Origin of the sequence: Archangium sp., assembly GCF_036277355.1 — a bacterium.
GTDB lineage: Bacteria > Myxococcota > Myxococcia > Myxococcales > Myxococcaceae > Archangium.
Genome location: NZ_DASUNC010000112.1, coordinates 33,988 through 53,691, shown reverse-complemented (window position 1 = coordinate 53,691; position 19,704 = coordinate 33,988). Strand labels below are relative to the sequence as shown.

The following is a 19,704-nucleotide window of genomic DNA, read 5'->3' as shown; positions in this document are numbered from 1 at the left end:
GCGCCCCGTCACGGGGGACCGCTGCCACCGTGCGCCGGGACGTCGAGCGCCTGGAGGATGAGCCGCGCGATGCCGGTGTAGTCCCCGTTGAGGTGGTGTCCGCCCGCGAGCATCACCGGGTGCGCGCCGGGCACTTGGGACAGGTCCGGACACAGGCTGTCCCCCTCCTCCGCTCCGTAGAGGCAGAGCACCGGCATGCCGCCCAGGGACTGGATGTCCGGCAGGACGGGATGGGTAGCGCCGCGCGCTCCGCCGAAGATGTCCGTCACGTGCACCTCGAACCCGGCCTCCTTCCCGGGAGCGATGAGGGCCAGCGCCCTCACCCGCTCGCGCAGGTCCGGGGGCAACCCCACGGCGATGGCCGGCACCACGTCCGCTCCGCGCGAATAGCCCACCAACACCACGCGCCGCAGGCCCCACTCGGCCAGGTAATGACGCAGCGCGCGAGCCACGTCCGCCGAGGTCTCCTCGGGGGTGCGGCGCTTCCAGAAGTAGCGCAGCGAGTTCAGCCCCACCAGGGGGATGCCTTGCGCCACCAGGGACGCGGACACCTGCTGGTCCATGCTCGCCCAGCCGCCATCGCCCGAGACGAAGAGCGCCAGCGTGTCGCCCTCCGGCTTCGCGGCGGGCATCTCCACCAGGGGCAGGTCCCCCACCTCCTCCGGAGAGACGAGCCGCTGCTCGGACGCGAGCGGGACGGCCGCCGAGTCGTAGGCGGACAGCAGCGGGCCCTTCCATGACGCCACGGCCGCGTGGCGAGGATCGGAACCGGGCACCCCCTCCACCCGCGCGGTCTTCAGCTTCCGGGTGAGCTCCCGCGCGGTTCGCCAGGTGTGGGCGGGAGCATCCCCGGCCACCAGCACCACCCAGGGCTCGGACAGGTTCTCCACCGGGTGCACCGAGCGCGTGCCCGGACAGAAGGCCGCGGAGGCCAACCGCTCCGGGCCGAGGCCCACGCTCACCGCGCCCCGGAACGTGCCCGGCGGCGACTGCTCGAGTGCCACGAACGCGAGGGCCGCTCCCGGTCCGTCCCCGACCAGGACGGGATGGAGGTACTCGGGCAGCTTCGCATGCCGCTGGTAGCCCTGGCTGAGCACCTCCAGGTCTCCCGCGGGGTACGCGCAACGTCTCCCCTTCTCCACCGAGCGCAGGTACGTGTTCGCGTCCACCCCCAGCACCAGGGCGCCGTGCTCCGCCAGCACCGAGGCCAGCTCCGCCCCCCGTCCCCGGTCCGCGGGCCCGTCCGCCAGCAGCAGCGCCACGGTGGTGGGCGCGCCGGACGGCGGATGAACCACCGTGAGGTGCCCGAACCGCCCGCCCACCCGCAGCACCTCGGTGCGCGCATGGAGCGGCGGAGACGACGGGGATGTGGGCGAAGTCCAGCTGGAGGGTGCCGGCCCCGAGGCCTCCCGGGGTTGCGTCAGGAGCACCGCACCCACCACCGCCACGAGCACCAGCCCCACCGCCCCTCCCGCGAGACGCTTGCTCATCGCACCACCACGCCACCGAGTCCTCGCGACACCAGCGAGGCGACTCCCGTGAGCACGCCCGGCAGCGCCAGCCCACCGGGAGACGCCAGGTAGCGCGGCGTCCAGACGGGATGGAACTTGTCCTTGTACTGGCGCAGCCCCTGGAAGTTGTAGAAGTGCTCGCCGTGCCGGAAGAGGAGCGCGCCCAACCGGTTCCACACGGGCGCGAGGCTGCGCTGCTCGAAGCCGCTGAAGGGCGCCATGCCCAGGTTGAAGCGGCGGAAGCCCTGCTCGCGCCCCCACCGCATGAGCGAGGCGAAGAGGAAGTCCATCACCCCATGCGGGCTGCCCGGCTGGTAGCGCATGAGGTCCACGCTCAGCTCCTCCTTCACCTCGGGAGCCCACATGTTGGCGAAGCCCACCAGCGTCCCGTCATGGCGGACGACCGCCAGCGGCCCTTCCGCCAGGTAGCGCGGCGCGAAGGAGCCCAGGCTGAAGCCCTTCTCGCGCGTGTGCTTCTCCTCCAGCCATGCATCCGAGATGGCCCTCAGCTGGGGCATCAACTCCGGCACCGCCTGGGGAGGCAGCACCTCGAAGGCGTAGCCCTCGCGCTCCAGCTTGCGCACGCTGTGGCGCAGGCCCCGGCGCTCCGGTCCCTCCAGGCTGAAGTCCGCGAGCGGCACCGTGGCCTCCTCGCCCAGCTTCAGCAGCGTCAGCCCCAGGTCCAGGTAGCGCGGCAGGGCGCCGGGACCCACCTGGTAGAAACACGCCCAGCCGTGGTGCCGATCCGCCAGCTCGAGGAAACGCCACGCCAGCTCCGTGGCCTCCTCGGGAGGGCCCACGGGATCTCCCATGCACACCCAGCTGCGGCCGGACACGCCGTACATGAGGAAGGCCGTGCCCGACTCGTTGAACAACAGCGGCTTGTCGCCCACCAGGGCCAGGTACGCCATGGACTCGGGCGAGTGCGTCACCAGGGGGCGCACCCGCGTCAGCTCCTCGGGGGTGGGCGGATGCGTGCGGGCTCCGGCCGGCTTCAGCAGCATGCCCATGCCGGACACCAGCACCAGCCCCAGCACGCCCACCGTGGCGCGCAGGAAGCGCGGCGCATCCCCGCCGAAGGTGAACTGCCACCACAGCTCCTGGCTGTAGGCGACGTGCCGGTACGAGAAGAAGCCCAACCAGATGGAGACGCCCACCACCGCCACCGTGGCCAGGAGCCATGCCGGGCTGAAGGCCTCGGCGAGGAGCGAGGTGTGCCGGTAGAACTGCCGGTGGAAGGGCGCCAGCGCCGTCGCCAGCACCAGCAACAGCGCCGCCTCCTCGTAGTCCACGCCCTTCACCACGGAGAACACCGCGCCGGCCACCAGCAGCACCTGCGTCAGCACATACGCCCCGTCCAGCCGCCGCTGGAGTCCACGCGCCAGCAGCAGCAGCGAGATGCCGGCCAGGCTGCCCAGGAAGTGCGACACCTCCAGCAGCGGCAGCGGCACCAGGTGGCGCAGCACGGTCAACCGCTCGGACACGGTGGGCGTGGCGCCGGAGAAGAGCAGCACCGCGCCCGCGACGAAGGCTCCCGCGGACGCCACCCACGGCACCACCGGGGAGAACGAGGTGTGCACCACCTTCGCCAACCGCGTCAGGTGCTGGCGGCGCTGGAGCAGCTCGTTGCCCGCGAGCATCAGCGCCGCCACGGAGAAGGGCACCAGGTAATAGACGACGCGGTAGACCAGCAGCACGCCCACGAGGTGCGCCGAGGACACGTGGGGAGACAGGGTGGCCAGCATCACCGTCTCGAAGACCCCGAGGCCCGCGGGCACCTGACTGGCGATGCCCGCCAACTGGGCGAGCGCGAAGAGCGCGGTGATGGACGGCAGGGACACGCCGGAGCCGGGCGGCAGCAACACCCACAGCACCGACGCCGCCAGCATCCAGTCCGCGCACGACACGGCGAGCTGCCCCAGTGCACGCTGGACCGTGGGAAACGACAGCTCCAGCCCTCGGATGCGCAGCGGCTTGCGGACGAGCGCGCACGCCACGAAATAGCCCACGAGCAGCGCCCACAACCCCGCCCCCAGCGCATGCGCCAGTCCCGGCGACAGCGGCAGCACGCCACCGCCTCCCTCCACCAGCAGCGAGGTCCCCGTCACCGCCGCCAGCCCCACCCAGAAGGTGAGCGCGTTGAACGCGGCCACCTGGGCCACGTCCAGCGCGGTGAGCCCCCAGGCGGAGTACAGCCGGAAGCGCACCGAGCCGCCGCTGAGGAAGGACATGCCGAGGTTGTGCCCGAACGCGTAGCCGACGAAGGAGGTGAAGCCCACGCGCGCATACGGGATCTTCCGCTTCACGTGGCCCATCGCCAGCACGTCATACAGCGTGAGGGCGAAGTAGTTGACCGCCGTGAGGGCCAGGGCCAGCAGGATGTGGCCGGTGGAAATGGACGCGAGCCCCACCGCCACGTCGCCGCGATGGAAGTGCGACAGCTCGCGGTGCAGGACGTAGCCCGCGGCCCCCAGCAGGACGAGCGGGAGCACTCCGAGGAGGAGCCGTTTCAGCCTCTGCATCCCAGCGCTCCGGAGGAACCGCTAGGTGGGATGGCCGGGCCGGCGAGCGCGCGACACGAGGCTGATGAGGCCCAGCACCACCGCCGCGATGAGCACCAGGTGGATGGCCGCTCCCGCGACCTTGAAGATCACTCCGGCCACAAACCAGACGACGAACAACGCGAACGCGATCCAGGCGAGGCTCTTCAATTCCATGGATGCCTCCTGTCTCGGAAGGTGGGGACCCGCTCCCCGAGTGGAAGCACGGAAGCCCCAACCCGCTCCCAGGGCATTCGGAGCGTCCTCCGCCCGGCCGCCCGCCGGGTCAGGCGTGCTCGTCCGCTCGCAGGTGCAGGACCTTGCGGAGGAACTCCCGGGTCCGGGGCTGGGAGGGTTGGGTGAAGATGACCGAGGGGGGCCCCTGCTCCAGGATGGCGCCCGCCTCCATGACGAGCACCCGGTGGGCCACGGCTCGCGCGAACTCCATCTCGTGGGTGACCACCACCATGGTCATGCCCTCGCGGGCCAGGTCCTGCATCACCTGGAGCACCTCGTCGGCCAGTTCCGGATCCAACGCGGAGGTGGGCTCGTCGAAGAGCATCACCTCCGGATCCATGGCGAGCGCCCGGGCGATGGCCACCCGCTGCTGCTGGCCTCCCGAGAGCCGGGCGGGATACTCGTCCTTCCGGTCGAGCAGCCCCACGCGCTCGAGCAGCCGCAGGCCCCGCTCCTCCGCCTGGGCGCGCGACAGGCCCTTCACCCGCATGGGGGCCTCGATGATGTTGCCCAGGGCCGTCATGTGGGGGAACAGGTTGAAGCGCTGGAAGACCATCCCGATATGGGCCCGCTGGCGATCCACCTCGGGCTCGGGCCGGGGCAACAGCCGTCCGTCCTTCTCCCGCATTCCCAGCAGCTCGCCGCGCAGCCAGATGCGGCCCTGTGTGGGCGTCTCCAGGTGGTTCAGACACCGCAGCAGCGTGGACTTGCCACAGCCGCTCGGCCCGATGACGACGACGGCCTCACCGGCGGCCACCTCCAGGTCGATGCCCCGGAGCACCTCGCGCTCGCCGAAGGACTTGCGCAAGCCTTCCACGCGGAGGATGGGCCCACTCATGTGCCTCGCGCCTCCAGCCGGTGTTCCAACCGCCGGGCCAGCTCCGACAACGCCACGACGATGATCAGATAGCCGAGCGCCGCCCAGCCATACACCTCCGGGCGCAGCCAGGTGCCCGCGAGCTGCTTCGTCTCGTAGAGCAGCTCCGGCAGGGCGATGACCATGACCAGGGATGTGTCCTTGGAGAGCGCCGCCAGCTCGTTGACGAGGGGCGGGATGAGGCGGCGGAACGTCTGCGGGAGGATGACCCGGCGCATGGCCAGCTCGTGGCTCATTCCCAGGGCCCGCGCCGCCTCCATCTGTCCCTTGTCGATGGACTCGATGGCGGCCCGGAAGATCTCCGCGATGTAGGCCGCGGCGTTGAGGGACAGCGCGGTGAGCCCGGCGGCCATGGGTCCCAGCCGGACGCCCAGCATCAACGGCAGCGCGAAGAAGATGAAGAGCAGTTGCAGCAGCAGCGGTGTGCCGCGGAACAGGGTGATGTAGACCGTGGCCACGCCGCGAATCTCCGTCCGGCGGGAGATGCGAGCCAGCGCCACGACCAGCCCCAGGGCGAGGCCGAGCACTCCCGAGCCGAACGTGAGCTGGAGCGTCACCCCGAGTCCCCGGAGCACCCGGGGCAGCACCACCTCGCGGGAGAACGTCCAGAAGCCCGCCGGCTTCACGGCCTGCCCCAGCTCGCCACCGAACCATTGCTCCGACAGCTGCTTCAGCTCCCCACTGCGCTGGAACTCCTCGAAGGCGCGGCGGAGGGCGGCGGTGAGCCGCGGCTCGTGCTTGTTGATGGCGATGCCGATGGGCTCCGGCTCGAGCGCCTGGCCGGTGATGACGAAGTGGTCATCCCGTTGGGAGAAGAACCGGCCCACGGGCTCGTCGATGACGATGACATCGGCCTGGCCCGACTTCACGGCGGCGAAGCACTCGGTGGCGCCGGGAAAGGCACGGATCTCCTGGACGGCGATGCCGCGTTGCACGAGCTGCTGCACCCACCGCTGCGAGGTGGTGTTGGTCTGCACGGCCACGCGCTGGCCCGCGAGCTGCTCCTCGGTGCGGATGAGCCGGCCCCGCGTGGTGACGAAGACCTGGGACATGCGCGCGTACTCGACGAAGTCGACCTGCTGCTGGCGCGCGGGGGTGATGTTCATCGACGAGACGATGATGTCGTAACGGCCCGAGGTGAGCCCGGCGAGGATGCCGTCCCAATCCATGACGATGAACTGCGCGGTGACGCCGAGCCGGCGCGCGAGCTCCCGGGCGAGGTCGACGTCGAAGCCCACGGGCTTTCCGTTCTCCAGGTACTCCATGGGGGGGTAGGTGGCGTCGATGGCCACCCGCAGCACCCCCGAGGCCTGGATTCGGGCCAGGGCATCCGCGGGCTCGGCCGGACTCGCCTGGGGCACCGCTCCCGAGGCGGGGCCCACCAGGAGGACCGCCAGCAGGAGACAGGCTGTCACGAGACCCGAGCGTTTCATGGCGAGCGAGGCTCCACCTTCGGGCAAACCCCGAGCGCCGGCCATCGCCCGGCGGTGGGGCGTGTCCTCGGCTGAACCTGGAAGCGGCGCGCCCTGTCCGGTGCGTGGCAGTGCGACGCACCGGAGCATCGGCCGCGGTTACCGCTTCTTCGCCTGGCGAGAAGGAGCGGGCTTCTTCGCGCCGCCCTTCGCCTTCGCCGCCCCCGTGGAGCGGGCCTTCGCGGCGGGGGCCCGAGCCGTCTTCTTCGCGGCGGGAGCCTTCTTCGCGGCGGCCGGGCGCGCCGTCTTCTTCGCGGCGGCCTTCTTCACGGCGGGAGCCTTCTTCGCTGCGGCCGGACGCGCCGTCTTCTTCGCGGCGGGAGCCTTCTTCGCGGCAGCGGCCTTCTTCACCGCGGGAGCCTTCTTCGCGGCCGCGGCCTTCTTCACCGCGGGACGCGCAGCGGTCTTCTTCGTGGCTCCAGCGGCGGCCCGCTTCGCACGCGCGGGCGTCTCCTCGGCGGCCGCGGCGGCCTTCTTGCGCCGCGTGGGAGGCACGGCCTGGACGGGCTCGGCGCGGACCGGCGCTCCCTGTGCGGCGAGGGCACGGATGCGATCCGCGACCGTCGGCACCGGGGCGGCGGCCTGCTCCTGTGCCTCGGGACGCCGCTCCTCGGGACGAGGCGCCACGGCTGGAGTCTCCACCGCTTCGGCGGCCCGCTGAGCCGCCTCGGCCTCACGCTTCCGCAGGGCCTCGGCATCGGCCATGGAGAGCTCGGCCCGCCCGGGGGGACGGCCCCTCCGCTCTTCCCGGGCCCGCTCGCGCCCGGCACGGTTGGCCTTCTTGCGATCCTGCCAGGCCTGCTGCTTCTGCGCCTCGCGCTCCTCCCTGCCGGTCTCCTGGACGGCCGAGATGGCGCGGCCGGCGACCTCGAGGGCGTCGAACTCGATGCGCCGCAGGGCCAGGTTCACGTTGACGAGCCGCACCCGGGCCTTCTGTCCCACGCGGACGCGGAAGCCGCCCGGCAGCGTGAAGGAGTGCAGGTTCTTGTCGAAGCGGGTGCCCAAGCCGAGCGAGTCGGCGCGGACGAGCCCCTCCACGTGCACCTCGTCGAGCTCCACGAAGAAGCCGAACTCGACGAGCCCGGCCACGGTGGCGTCGAACTCCTCGCCCAGGCGGTCCTTCATCATCAGGGCCGCGTAGTAGGAGACGACCTCGCGCTCCACCTGCATGGCGGCGCGCTCGCGCTCGGAGCTCTGCGAGGACATGTCCTCCAGCCGCTGCTCCTCGCGCTCGAGCTGTGCGGGCGAGCGCTCCTGTCCATTGCGGGCCCAGTGCGCCTTGAGCAGCCGGTGGACGAGCAGGTCCGGGTAGCGGCGGATGGGCGAGGTGAAGTGCAGGTAGTACTCGGCGGCCAGGCCGTAGTGGCCGACGTCGGAGGCCGTGTAGACGGCCTGCATCATCGAGCGCAGCAGGAGCTGGTTGAGAGCGCGCTCCTCGGGGTGGCCCTGCAGCTGGGCCATGAAGGCATTGAGCTGCTGGGGGGTGATCTCCTCGGCCTGGAGGCGGAAGCCGTAGGCCTGGGCGAGCTGGGCGAAGGTGGCCAGCTTCTCCTCGTCGGGCTCACCGTGGTAGCGGTAGACGCTGGGCAGGCCCAGGTCGGCGAAGAACTTCGCCACCGCCTCGTTGGCGGCGAGCATGCACTCCTCGATGAGCCGGTGGCTGTCCTTGCGCTCGCGCTTCTCCATGCGGGCGGGCATGCCGTCCTCGCCCATCATCACCTTGTGCTCGGGGAGGTTGAAGTCGATGGCGCCGCGCTCCTTGCGCATGCGCATCAACACCCGGGCCAGCTCCATGAGCCGCTCGAACTGGGGCTTGAAGGCGTTGCGGTGGGGGACGTCCTTGCCGTCCAGCACGTCCTGCACCTCGTTGTAGGTGCAGCGGGCGTGGCTGCGCATGACGCCCGGGTAGATCTCACTGGAGACGAGGTGCCCGCGCGCATCCAGCACCATGTCGGCCACCATGCACAGCCGGTCCTCGTCGGGACGCAGCGAGCAGATGCCGTTGCTGAGGCGCTCGGGGAGCATGGGCAGCACGCGGTCCGGCAGGTAGACGGAGGTGGCGCGGCGCAGGGCCTCGGCGTCGAGCGCGGTGCCCTCGCGCACGTAGTGCGTCACGTCGGCGATGGCCACCACGAGCCGGAAGCCCTGGGGATGGGGCTCGGTGTAGACGGCGTCGTCGAAGTCGCGGGCGTCCTCGCCGTCGATGGTGACGAGCGCCATCTGCCGCAGGTCGCGGCGGTTCTCCCCCCGGGCCTCCTCCTCGCTCACCGCCGGGTGGATGCGGTCCGCCTCGTCCATGACCTCGGGAGGGAACTCGTCGGAGAAGCCCTGCGAGTAGGCGATGGAGAGCACCTCGTTGCTCGGATCTCCCGGCTTGCCGATGGAACCGGCGACCTCGCCGAAGAGCCCCTCGCCCGGCTCCAGCAGCTCCGCGCCGATGCCGAGCCGGACCTTCACGACGTCCCCGTCCCGCGCCATCTGGGTGGGCGGGACGCGGATGTTGCCCTGCGTCTGGAGGTTCTTGTCGTAGGGGATGACGAAGGCCTGGCGCTTGCCCTGCTCCACGTAGGTGCCCACGGCGAGCTGCCGGGTGCGGCCCACCACCTGCAGCAGACGGCCCTCCATGCGTCCGGGACGGCCCCAGGCCTCGACGATCACCCGGTCATTGTCGAGTGCCCGCGCGGCCTCCTGCGGCGGCAGGAAGATGTTGTCGCCCTCGCCCGAGCTGGGGTGGACGAAGCCGTAGCCATCGCGGTGCACGTGGAGGATGCCCTCGAGGGTGGCGGTCTCCTGCCCCTCGCTCCGGTCACGCCCTCCCCTGCCCGGCCGGCGCTCCTGCTCGAAACGGCCGCCGCGCTTGCCGGGCCCGCCGCGCTCGTCCCGGGCGAACCGGCCCCGGGGCTCGAAACGGCCCGGCTTCTCGGAGCGTCCACCGCCGGGACCGGGCCGCTGCTGCTGGCCGTAGCCGCCGCGCTGGGGACCGGGGCCCCCCCGAGGCTCGACACGGCCGCGCGACGGAGGACCACCCCGCTCGTCCCGGGCGAAGCGGCCCCGGGGCTCGGGTCCCCGCTGCTCCGAGGGACCGCGCGACGGAGGCCCGCCGCGCTCGTCCCGGGCGAAGCGGTTGCGGGGCTCCATGCGGCCCTCGCGCACGAAGCGGCCCCGAGGCTCGGGCGAACCCTCCCGCGAGAAACGTCCCTTCGGGGCGAAGCGCGGATCGGGCTCGGAGCGGACGTCCTCCCGGGGGCCACTGGGGGCTGGCCGCTCGCCGCGCAGGCGGAAGCGCTTGCCCTCCTTGAGCAGCTCGCCGCTGCGCACCAGGTCCCGCAGGGTGCGCTTGAGCTGGGTCTGCTGCCCGGGGTGGAGATGGGTGAGCTTCAACAGCTCCTTGATGCCGAGCGGTTGCTTGGACTCGGCCAGGTGTCGCTTCACGTCACGAGGAAGATCGGTCACGAGAGGTCCCGAATCAGGAAGCCCAGCGGGCGGCCCTGAAAAAAGTAAGCCCGGCGGGTCCCACTGGGGACCCCCGGGCGAAAGGACGATGACGCGTGGAGGGGCAGTGCCAGACGGGCCCTCAGGGCTTGACGTTCACGGTGAGCTTGAACGAGCGCTCCACCTGACCGGGATTGAAGGCCTTGGCGAGGAAGAACTCGACGTCCGAGGTGCCCGGGTTGCGAGGGGTGAAGAAGAACTCGCGGGTGGCGGGCCCATCGGAACCGGGCTCGAAGTTGGCCTCACGCAGGCCCACGCGCTTGGCCGCCGTGGGCTCGATGGCCCAGGTGAAGCCCGGCTGCTCCTGGAGGCGCACGGTGAAGGCGTGGTTGAGCCTCACGTCGACGGAGGTCGACTGCTCGCCCTCCACGTGGACGGAGTCCAACCCCTCGCGGGAGATGGGCCGGATGTCCGAGGGACGCGGCTCCACGTTCTCCACGTCGATGCGGCCACCCCAGCCGGAGGACTTGTCCACCACGCCGGTGACGGACAGGGTATGGCCCAGGTACTTGCGCAGCCCCTTGGCGCCCTTGCCCTCGAGGATGTACGACACCTGCTGGCGGGTGCCGCCGTTGGACACCACCAGCACGAACTCGTCGCCGGTCATCTCCAGGTTGCCGCGCAGCGCGGCGAAACCCTTCATGCCCGCGCCCATGCCGGCGGAGATCACCTGGGAGACCTCGCCCGGGGACAGGTAGCGCAGCCGGACCTCGGTCTCCACGGGCTCCGGGGTGGGCTCCTCCACCTCGGGCTTCTTGGCGGAGAACTTCCGCACGTCCACCGTGCCGCCGTAGTTGGTGGTCTTCTTGATGAGTCCGCTGACGGACACCTTGTGGTCCAGGTAGGCCGGCAGCACCTCCTGATCCGGCCCCTGGAGGATGAAGGTCAGCTCGCGCTTGTCGCGGCCCACCACCACCAGGTTGGGCAGCCCGTCGATCACCGTCAGGCGGCCCTTGAGGCTGCCCTCGCCCACCACGCCACGGCCGGCGCCGGCGGTGAGCAGCTGCTCCAGGTCTCGCTTGTTGAGCGGCTCGGCCAGGGGCGGCAGCCTGGTGGCGCGCGGACGCGGCTTCTCGACGGCCGGCGGCGCCGCCACGGCTTCGCGGCCCTTGCCCTTGGGCTCCTTCTCCTTGCCCTTGGTGGGCGCGGCGGCTTCCTTCTCCTTCGCCTTGGGCGCGGGCTCCTTCTCCTTCGCCTTCGCCTTGGGCGCGACGACTTCCTTCACCTTGGCGGCCGCCTTCACGGCGGCTTCCTTCACCTTGGTGGCTGCCTTCGCGGCGGTCTTCTTCGCGGCGGCGGCGGGTGCGGCCTTCTTTTCCGCTGGAGCCTTCTTCTCCTGCTGCTTCGCGTTACCGGCGGCCTTCGTCACCAACTTCGCGGCGGCCTTGGCCACGCTCTTGGAGGCGGTCTTCAGCACACCCGGTTTCGTCGACTTGACCTTCTTCGCAGCGGGAGTCGCCTTCTTGGCCCCGGACCTGGGCTTGGCCATCGACGCTGTCTCCTTGAATTCCCGTGTCTTTTCAACGGGTTGGCACATCGGCCCCCGCCCGGACGCGGGCCATGCGATCACCAGCGCTTGTAACGATGATCAGGGGGCCTGTCAAACAAAGTCTTGAATTTCCTAGGGACTTTGATTCCAAAAACAGCCAATCGCTACACGTCTGTTTCGCCCACCCGGGGCAAAGTGGATCAGCCCTGGGAGATCACCCCGAGGAGGCCCGACCCATGAAGGAAGATGCCGCGCTGCTGCCCGTGGAGGAGGCCCGAGCCCGCACGCTCGCCCTGCTCTCCCCGCTGCCCCCCGAGTGGGTGCGAATGGAGGAGGCGCTGGGGCGCGCCCTGGCCGAGGACGTGCGCGCCCAACGGACCCTGCCGCCCTGGGACAACTCGGCCATGGATGGGTTCGCGGTGCGCAGCGCCGATCTCTCGGCCCCCCTGCCCGTCCGCCTCCAGGTGAAGGAGACGATCTACGCCGGCCAGACGCCGCGGCGGGAGGTGCAGCCGGGCACCTGCGCGCGGATCATGACGGGGGCCCCGCTGCCGCCAGGCGCGGACGCGGTGGTGATGCGCGAGCGGACGCAGCTGGCCCCCGGGGGTGAAGCCGTGGACATCCTCGAGGCGGTGGGGCCGGGCCACTTCGTGCGTCCGAGGGGCGAGGACGCGCGGGAGGGCGAGGTGCTGCTGCCCCGGGGCACGCCGCTGGGGATTCCGGAGCTGGGGCTGCTGGTGGGCCAGGGGATGTTGACGGCGCCGGTGCCACGCCGGCCGCGGGTGGCCATCCTCTCCACCGGGGACGAGCTGTGCCGGGCGGACGCACCCGCCGAGGGCCGCATCGTGGACGCCAACGCCCCGGCGCTCTCGCTGGCGGTGCTGCGCGCGGGCGGCGTGCCCTCGGTGCTGGGCATCGCCCGGGACACGCTGGAGGACACGTCTCAGCACCTGGCGGCGGCCCAGGGGTACGACCTGGTGCTGACGAGCGCGGGCATGTCCGTGGGCGAGCACGACTTCGTGCGCGAGGCCCTGGAGAAGCTGGGGGTGGAGCGGGACTTCTGGCGCGTGGCCATCAAGCCGGGCAAGCCGCTGGCGGTGGGCCGCAAGGGAGGCACCGTCTACATCGGCCTGCCGGGCAATCCCACCTCCTCGCTCGTCACCTTTGAGCTCTTCGTCCGCCCCGCGCTGCGCCGGATGCTGGGGCACGCGGACGTGGAGCCGCCACGGGTGTCCGGCCGCCTGGACGGTGAGCTGCGCAAGCCCGAGGGGCTGGCCCACTACGTCCGGGTGACGTCTACCTGGCGGGACGGCGAGCTATGGGTGAAGCCCCTGTCCACCCAGACGTCGGGGGCACTGCGGTCCGCGGCCTCGGCCACCCACCTGCTCCACTTCACGAGGGGGTCCAGTAGGCTGGCTACTGGTGACAGGGTGGAATTGCTTCCTCTGTCCTGGGGGGCATGAGGAACGAACTTCAACGGTTCGCATCCAACTTGTGCCACCAGATGTTGTGCGGGAGAAAGGGTCATCATGTCCGAGTCGCGTCCACCTCAGGTTCTTCCGACCCGCAAGAGCACTTCCCTGCTGGAGAAGTTCTCCGAAGCGGATGTGCCCACCGGCCGAGGCGTGCTGCGCACGGTCGTCTTCCGCGAGAAGCGCAATGGGCGGGAGCACGTGGCGCTGGTGGTGGGCGAGGTGCAGGGCCTGGAGGGCGTGCCCGTCCGGGTGCACTCCGAGTGCCTGACGAGCGAGGTGTTCGGCAGCCTGAAGTGCGACTGCCGGGAGCAGTTGGATCGGGCGCTGGACTTCGTCACGCAGAACGGGTGTGGGGTGGTGCTCTACCTGCGGCAGGAGGGCCGGGGGATTGGCCTGGGGAACAAGATCAAGGCCTACGCCCTGCAGGCCGAGGGCCTGGACACCTACGAGGCCAACCGTCAACTGGGTTTCCCGGACGATCTGCGCAGCTACGACATCGCGGCGGAGATGTTGAGGCTGCTCGGGGTGAGGTCGGTGGACCTGATCACCAACAATCCCCTGAAAATTGCAGGCCTGGTGGAAGAGGGAATTCCCGTACGACGACGCATTCCCTCGCGTACGGAGCATAATCCGCATAACGTCGGCTACCTGAGGACGAAGCGCGAGCGGACGGGGCACCTGATTGAGCTCTTCGCCGAGGACGACGACGACACGGAAGCGAAGGTTGGCTGAGAACGAACGAGAGGGAACGCCCGCCGAGGCGCGCGTCCCGTTCCATGTACGTTTCTGGGGAGTGCGCGGCTCGATCCCTGCACCGGGGCCGAAGACGCAGCGCTACGGGGGCAATACGCCCTGCGTGGAGATGCGCTGCGGAGACGAGCTGCTCATCTTCGACCTGGGAACGGGCGTGCGCGTGCTGGGGCAGGAGTTGCTGGCGGCGGGTGGACCCACGCGAGCCTCGATCTTCCTCTCGCACTACCACTACGATCACCTGCAGGGGCTGCCGTTCTTCACGCCCATCTTCATCCCGAAGTTCGCCTTCACGGTGTATGGGGCGCCGCGAGGCAACCATTCGGTGAAGGAGGTGCTGTCGGGACAGATGGTGCAGCCCTATTTCCCGGTGACGGCCGAGGACACCTTCAAGGCGCAGCTGACGTACAAGAACCTGGAAGCGGGCCAGCAGTTGGAGATAGGGCCGGCGCGGGTGCGGACGTTGGACCTGAACCATCCGGGAGGCAATCTGGGCTACCGGGTGGAGTGCGATGGCCGCTCGGTGGTGTACGCGACGGACGTGGAGCACGGCTGCGAGAAGGACAAGGACCTCGTGGAGTTCGCGAGGGACGCGGACATGCTCATCATCGACGCGATGTACACCGAGGCGGAGTACCGGGGCCTCAAGGGTGCGGCGAAGATAGGCTGGGGCCACTCGACGTGGGAGTCGGCGGTGGAGACGGCCAACGCGGCGAACGTGAAGCAGCTGGTGCTGTTCCACCACGAGTGGCGCGACGACGCGGAGATGGACCGGTTCGTCGAGGAGGTGCGCAAGCACCGTCCGGAGACGATCGCCGCCGTGGAGCTGGAGATCCTGAAGCTCTAGCGAAGCCTGAAGCCGAGGCTGCTGAAGCCCAGGCAGCTGAAGCCCAGGCTGTAGTCCCCTCGCCCCACTCACCCCTCTCCCTCCGGGAGAGGGACGGGGTGAGGGTATCGGGGACCCCGGGTTGAACCCGTGTCACCCCCCGAGTGCCCGGATGGAACGCTGGACGCCCTCGCGAAGCCCGCGGAACGGAAGCCGAGCCAGCGCGGTGGGGACATCCACCCACTCATAGGCATCGTGCTCGTCACCGAGCCGGACCTCGAAATCTCCCGAGCACCTGGCGGCGAAGCCGTTCTCCTCGACGAGCCGGGGAGGCACCACGCTGCCGACGGCGAAGGCGTGGCGGTACTCCAGGTCCACGATGTCGGTGCGCAGTCCGGTCTCCTCGAACAGCTCGCGGGCGGCGGCCTCACGGGGCTTCTCACCCGCCTCCAGGCGGCCGGTGACGATCTGCCAGAAGCCCCCGCGCTCGGGCCTCCGGCGCAGCAGCAGCACGCGGGTCTCCGGGCCCGTCCCCCGCAGCAGCGTGACGCACACCGTGCTCGTGAGGGGCTTGGGCTCGACGCGCTGAAGGCCGAAGACCTCGGCGAAGTGCCGGGAGATCTTCTCCTCGACCTCGGCCATGGGGACGGCGTGGCCGAGCTCCTTCTGCAGCGAGGTGACCCCGGCCTCGCTGATGCCGCAGGGGACGATGAGGTTGAAGTGGGGCAGGTGCGTGTTGACGTTGAGCGCGAAGCCGTGGCTGGTGAGCCAGCGGGCGAGGTGGACGCCGATGGCGGCGATCTTCCGGGCGTCGGGCGAGTCCTCCTGGCCGATCCACACGCCGGGCCACTTGGGGATGGTGCCGGAGGTGATGCCGTACTCGGCGAGGGTGCGGATGACGCACTGCTCGACGTCGCGCACGTAGCGGCGCACGTCCTGACGGCCCTCGGGGAGGAGGAAGATGGGGTAGCCCACGAGCTGTCCGGGCCCGTGGTAGGTGACATCTCCCCCGCGGTCGGTCTCGAAGGTCTCCACGCCCTCGGCGGCGAGGCGCTCGTCACTGGCGACGATGTTGAAGCGCTTGGCGGCGCGGCCGAGGGTGAGCACGGGCGGGTGCTCGAGCAGGAGCAGGACGTCTCCGCAGAGGCCCTGGCGGCGGGCCTCGCCGAAGACCTTCATGAGCTGGAGACCGTCCTCGTATTCGACCCGGCCGAGCCGGTACACCGTCAGCGTGTTCACGACGTTCCCTTCCGCCGGCCACGGCGGGCCGGCTTCGCCTTCCCCTTCTTCTTCACCTCCAGGCGCCAGGAGCCGGGAGGCACGCGGGCCAGGAGGGCGCGCAACTCATGCCCCGAGCGCGACGAGCGGGCCGCCTCGGTGGCGAGGGCGGTGAGCACCTCGTTGGAGAGCTGAAGGTCTCCCCGCGAAGCAAGCTGGCGCCGGGCGATCTCGATCAGGTCCTCGACGGTTGGAGCCGTGAGTGTGACGAGCAGTTGCACCTGCTCCAAGAGGTCCAGGGGCAACGAGCCCGCCACGGCCTCGAAGAGCGCGGGGGTGGTGGGGACGGAGACACGGCCTGAGTCCGAAACGAGCGCGAGCCCCGAGCCCACCGGGCCGCCCCGGGCCGTCATCACCACGGTGCTCGCGGGGTGGCGCGCGAGGAAGGCGCTCAGGGAGGCCTGCTCGGCGGGAGGGATCCGGTCCACGTCCTCCACGAGGAGCACGGAGTCGACGGGAGCGCGGTCGAACGAGTCGGGAGTCACGAGCACTCCCCTGCCCTGCTCCACGAGCGCCCGCATCCACGTGCTCTTTCCGGAGCCCTGGGGCCCGAGCAGCAGCACATGGCGAACACCGGCCTCCAGGCCGTGCTCGAGTGCTTCACGGGCCTGCGCCTGCCCCACCAGCTCGACGGAGACGGGCCGCTGGGGAGCCGGAGCCTTCACACGTGCGGCCGGAGCTACACCGCCGAGCAGTGCACCCGACTCGCCGATACAGCCTGAGCAGATGAACGCGCCCGCGGGACCGGCGACGAGCGCGCCCACCTCGGAGCGGGGGCGGCAGCAGAAGGAGCACCAGGCGTCGAGGGTCGGATCGGCGCGAGTAGGCCCCCGCTCGATGAAAGCCCCCTCTCCCTCTGGGAGAGGGTTGGGGACGGGAGCCGGAGCCGGAACCGTCTCCTCCTTGCCGGGAACGGGGACGCTGCTCACGGCGGAGCGCATCACCTCGACGGCGAGGGCCACGGGACGGGTGCGCCGATCCATGGACAGCTCGGCCTCGCGCAGCGCCTCCTGGAGGGACGAAGAGGTGTCCTCCTCGAGGACGAACACGCCGGGCGCGGGCCCACTGTCGTCGTCCTCGGGAGCCGGAGGAGGCGGAGGCGGCTCCTCGCGCTCCAGCACACGGAGCTCCTCCTCCAACTCCTTGCGAGAAGGATCCAACCGGAGGGCGTAGCGCAGGAGCTGCTCGGCGCGGGGCTTGTTGCCCGATCGCCGACAGAGATCAGCGGCGAGCCGGAGCAGCTCGATGGCGCGGGGCTTGTCACCACCGAGCTCCGCGGCCTGGGCAGCGCGGATGACGTCGCGAACGTTCTCGGCCATGGGGCTACGTAACCTCCTCGAAGGCCGGGAGCGCGGTGCGCGAGCGCTCCCAGCGAGGCACGCGCCCCCGGCGGGCGACCCGGCCGTCAGGCCATGGCCAGGAACAGCATGTCCGGATGCTCCAGGAACTTGATGACCTCGTACACGAAGTCAGCGGCGACCTGGCCATCGATGACGCGGTGATCGGCGGAGATGGAGACGTTCATCATCTCGCGCACGACGACCTGGCCATTGTCGTCCACCGCGGGACGCTTGCGCATGCGGTGGATGCCCATGATGGCCACCTCGGGGTGGTTGATGATGGGCGTGGCGAAGATGCCGCCGGTCTGTCCCAGCGAGGTGATGGTGAAGGAGCCTCCGGTGAGCTCCTCCATCTTCAGCTTGCGATCCCTCGCGGCGGTGCTGAGGCGGACGACCTCCTCGGCCAGCTCGCGCAGGGACAGACGGTCCGCGTTCTTGATGACGGGGACGGTGAGGCCCTCGTGGGTGGCCACGGCGATGCCGATGTTGAACTCACCGCGCACGACGAGCTCCTGGGCAGCCTCGTCCATGTTGGCGTTGAGGTGCGGGTACTTCTTCATCGCCGCGATCGTGGCCTTGATGATGAAGGGCAGGAAGGACAGCTTCGTCTTCTCACCGGCGTTCACCAGGGTCTCGTTGAGGCGCTTGCGCAGGGCGACGAGCTCGGTGCAGTCCACCTCCTCGACGAAGCCGAAGTGGGGCGCGGTGAACTTCGAGCGCACCATCTTCTCGGCGATCTTCTTGCGCAGGCCGCGCAGGGCAATCCGCTCGTCGCCACGGCCCGGGGCCACGGAGGGCGCGGCGGGACGGGCCTGCTGCGCGGGGGCGGCGGCGGGAGCCACCTCATTGCGCTCGGAGCGGCCACCCTCGAGGGCGGCCACGACATCCGCCTTCATCACGCGGCCCTGGGGACCGGAGCCGGAGATCTCCGCGAGGTTCAGCCCGTGCTCGGCGGCCATGCGGCGGGTGAGCGGCGTGGCCAGCACCTTGGAGGCGGCCTGCGGACCATTGGCCTGGGCAGCGGCGGCGGCCGGAGCAGCAGCGGCGGCGGCGGGAGCCCCGTGAGCGGCGGGAGCCCCATGACCCGAGGCCTGGACGGGAGCGGCGCCCTCGATCTCCATGGTGACGAGGACCTGATGGACCTTGGCCATGTCGCCTTCGTTGCCGTGCGTCTGCACGACACGGCCGGCCTTGGGGCTGGGCACGGTCACGGTGGCCTTGTCGGTCATGACCTCGGCGAGCGTCTGGTCCTGCTTGACGGTGTCGCCGGGCTTGACGTGCCACTTGACGAGCTCGCCCTCCTGCACGCCTTCGCCAAGATCGGGCAGCTTGAACTCGAAGATCGCCATTCGCGGGGGTCCGTTTCGGGAGTGAGGGTGTGGGGAAGGAAATCAGGTGTTGCCGGCGAGCCCCAGGCGCTCACGCTCCATGAGGCCCTTCATGAAGAACTCGGCGGCGCGGTAGCTGGAGCGCACGAGGGGCCCGGAGGCGACGTACAGGAAGCCGTAGGACTCGGCGAGCTGCTTGTAGTCCGCGAACTGCTGCGGGGTGACGAAGCGCTCCACGCGCAGGTGGTACTGCGACGGCTGCAGGTACTGGCCGAGCGTGAGCACGTCCACGCCCACGGCGCGCAGATCCTTGAAGGTCTGATCCAGCTCGGCGTCGGTCTCGCCCAGACCGACCATGACGGAAGTCTTCGTGTAGAGCTTCTCGGGCCGCTGCTTGAGGTACTCGAGCACCTTGAGCGACTGGCGGTAGGTGGCGCGGCGATCCCGCACGGTGGGGGTGAGGCGCTCCACCGTCTCGACGTTGTGGGCCACCACGTGGGGGCGGGCCTCGGCCACGGTGGTGAGGTCGCGCTCCACGCCCTTGAAGTCGGGGATCAGCACCTCGACGACCGTCTTGGGCGAGTGCTGGCGCAGCTCGCGGATGGCCGAGGCGAAGTGGCTGGCGCCCCCATCCGGCCGGTCATCGCGGTTCACGGAGGTGACGACGATGTACTCGAGGTCCATCTCCTTGACGGCCTGGGCCAGGTGGATGGGCTCCATGGGATCCAACGGAGGCGGCGCACCGACCTTCACGTGGCAGAAGCGGCAGGCGCGGGTGCAGACCTCGCCCATGAGCATGACCGTGGCGGTGCCACCGCCCCAGCACTCGGCGATGTTGGGGCAGCGAGCCTCCTCGCACACCGTGGCGAGCTTCGTGCGGCGCACGATGGATTTCACCCGCTCGTATCCATCTCCACTGGGGAGACGTACCTTCAACCACTCGGGCTTCCGGGTGGACTCGGATACCTGCGGCAGGGGGAAACGATCGGGAGTTGCCATGGGTCGCGGGCCTTCTACGGGTTGGGCGAAAGCAGGGTCAAGCGGGAAGCCTTGACGCGAGGCGTCAGCTTCCCCGAGTTCCCGCCTGTT

At 70.4% G+C, this 19,704-nt stretch carries 14 protein-coding genes; 3 read left to right on the top strand and 11 right to left on the bottom strand.

The features are described from left to right. Window positions 1–8: 8 nt before the first annotated feature. From VFZ09_RS29150 to VFZ09_RS29120, 7 genes are all read right to left on the bottom strand, one after another. Window positions 9–1,490: a virulence factor family protein gene (locus tag VFZ09_RS29150; RefSeq protein ID WP_329730965.1), complete on the bottom strand. Its 1,482-nt coding sequence runs from the start codon at window positions 1,488–1,490 to the stop codon at window positions 9–11. After that, complete coding sequence (gene mprF, locus VFZ09_RS29145; protein ID WP_329730964.1) at window positions 1,487–4,033, bottom strand: bifunctional lysylphosphatidylglycerol flippase/synthetase MprF; 2,547 nt, start codon at window positions 4,031–4,033, stop codon at window positions 1,487–1,489. The genes VFZ09_RS29150 and mprF overlap by 4 nt, the downstream gene beginning before the upstream one ends. 21 nt (window positions 4,034–4,054) lie before the next feature. After that, a complete protein-coding gene (locus VFZ09_RS29140; protein WP_329730963.1) occupies window positions 4,055–4,228 on the bottom strand; it encodes a DUF5670 family protein in 174 nt (57 codons plus the stop codon). A gap of 109 nt (window positions 4,229–4,337) precedes the next feature. Further along, the gene (locus tag VFZ09_RS29135) at window positions 4,338–5,126 is read right to left on the bottom strand and encodes an amino acid ABC transporter ATP-binding protein (protein ID WP_329730962.1); all 789 of its coding nucleotides are present in this window, start codon (window positions 5,124–5,126) and stop codon (window positions 4,338–4,340) included. Beyond that, complete coding sequence (locus VFZ09_RS29130; RefSeq protein ID WP_329730961.1) at window positions 5,123–6,598, bottom strand: ABC transporter substrate-binding protein/permease; 1,476 nt, start codon at window positions 6,596–6,598, stop codon at window positions 5,123–5,125. Before VFZ09_RS29130 ends, VFZ09_RS29135 begins: the two co-directional genes overlap by 4 nt. A gap of 138 nt (window positions 6,599–6,736) precedes the next feature. Further along, window positions 6,737–10,090, bottom strand: coding sequence for a ribonuclease R (rnr, locus tag VFZ09_RS29125; RefSeq protein ID WP_329730960.1), 3,354 nt, complete (start codon window positions 10,088–10,090; stop codon window positions 6,737–6,739). Window positions 10,091–10,211: 121 nt separating this feature from the next. Further along, on the bottom strand, window positions 10,212–11,618 hold the full coding sequence (locus VFZ09_RS29120; RefSeq protein WP_329730959.1) for a protease inhibitor I42 family protein: 1,407 nt from the start codon (window positions 11,616–11,618) through the stop codon (window positions 10,212–10,214). A gap of 236 nt (window positions 11,619–11,854) precedes the next feature. On the opposite strand from VFZ09_RS29120, the gene glp reads away from it, so the two are divergent. The 3 genes from glp (at window position 11,855) to VFZ09_RS29105 (ending at window position 14,690) form a co-directional block, all read left to right on the top strand. Further along, on the top strand, window positions 11,855–13,081 hold the full coding sequence (gene glp, locus VFZ09_RS29115) for a gephyrin-like molybdotransferase Glp (protein WP_329730958.1): 1,227 nt from the start codon (window positions 11,855–11,857) through the stop codon (window positions 13,079–13,081). Window positions 13,082–13,147: 66 nt separating this feature from the next. Continuing rightward, complete coding sequence (gene ribA, locus VFZ09_RS29110) at window positions 13,148–13,825, top strand: GTP cyclohydrolase II (RefSeq protein ID WP_329730957.1); 678 nt, start codon at window positions 13,148–13,150, stop codon at window positions 13,823–13,825. Between the two features lie 61 nt (window positions 13,826–13,886). Next, a complete protein-coding gene (locus VFZ09_RS29105; RefSeq protein WP_329730956.1) occupies window positions 13,887–14,690 on the top strand; it encodes an MBL fold metallo-hydrolase in 804 nt (267 codons plus the stop codon). Between the two features lie 132 nt (window positions 14,691–14,822). Here VFZ09_RS29105 and lipB read toward each other — a convergent pair whose 3' ends face one another. The 4 genes from lipB to lipA form a co-directional block, all read right to left on the bottom strand. Then, window positions 14,823–15,908, bottom strand: a complete 1,086-nt coding sequence (lipB, locus tag VFZ09_RS29100; RefSeq protein ID WP_329730955.1) for a lipoyl(octanoyl) transferase LipB — start codon at window positions 15,906–15,908, stop codon at window positions 14,823–14,825. Further along, on the bottom strand, window positions 15,905–17,266 hold the full coding sequence (locus tag VFZ09_RS29095) for a ClpX C4-type zinc finger protein (protein WP_329730954.1): 1,362 nt from the start codon (window positions 17,264–17,266) through the stop codon (window positions 15,905–15,907). Before VFZ09_RS29095 ends, lipB begins: the two co-directional genes overlap by 4 nt. Window positions 17,267–17,352: 86 nt before the next feature. Then, window positions 17,353–18,636 carry a dihydrolipoamide acetyltransferase family protein gene (locus tag VFZ09_RS29090; protein WP_329730953.1) on the bottom strand — a complete coding sequence of 428 codons (1,284 nt, stop codon included), beginning with the start codon at window positions 18,634–18,636 and terminating at the stop codon, window positions 17,353–17,355. A gap of 42 nt (window positions 18,637–18,678) precedes the next feature. Next, window positions 18,679–19,614, bottom strand: a complete 936-nt coding sequence (gene lipA, locus VFZ09_RS29085; RefSeq protein ID WP_043394636.1) for a lipoyl synthase — start codon at window positions 19,612–19,614, stop codon at window positions 18,679–18,681. Window positions 19,615–19,704 lie beyond the last annotated feature (90 nt).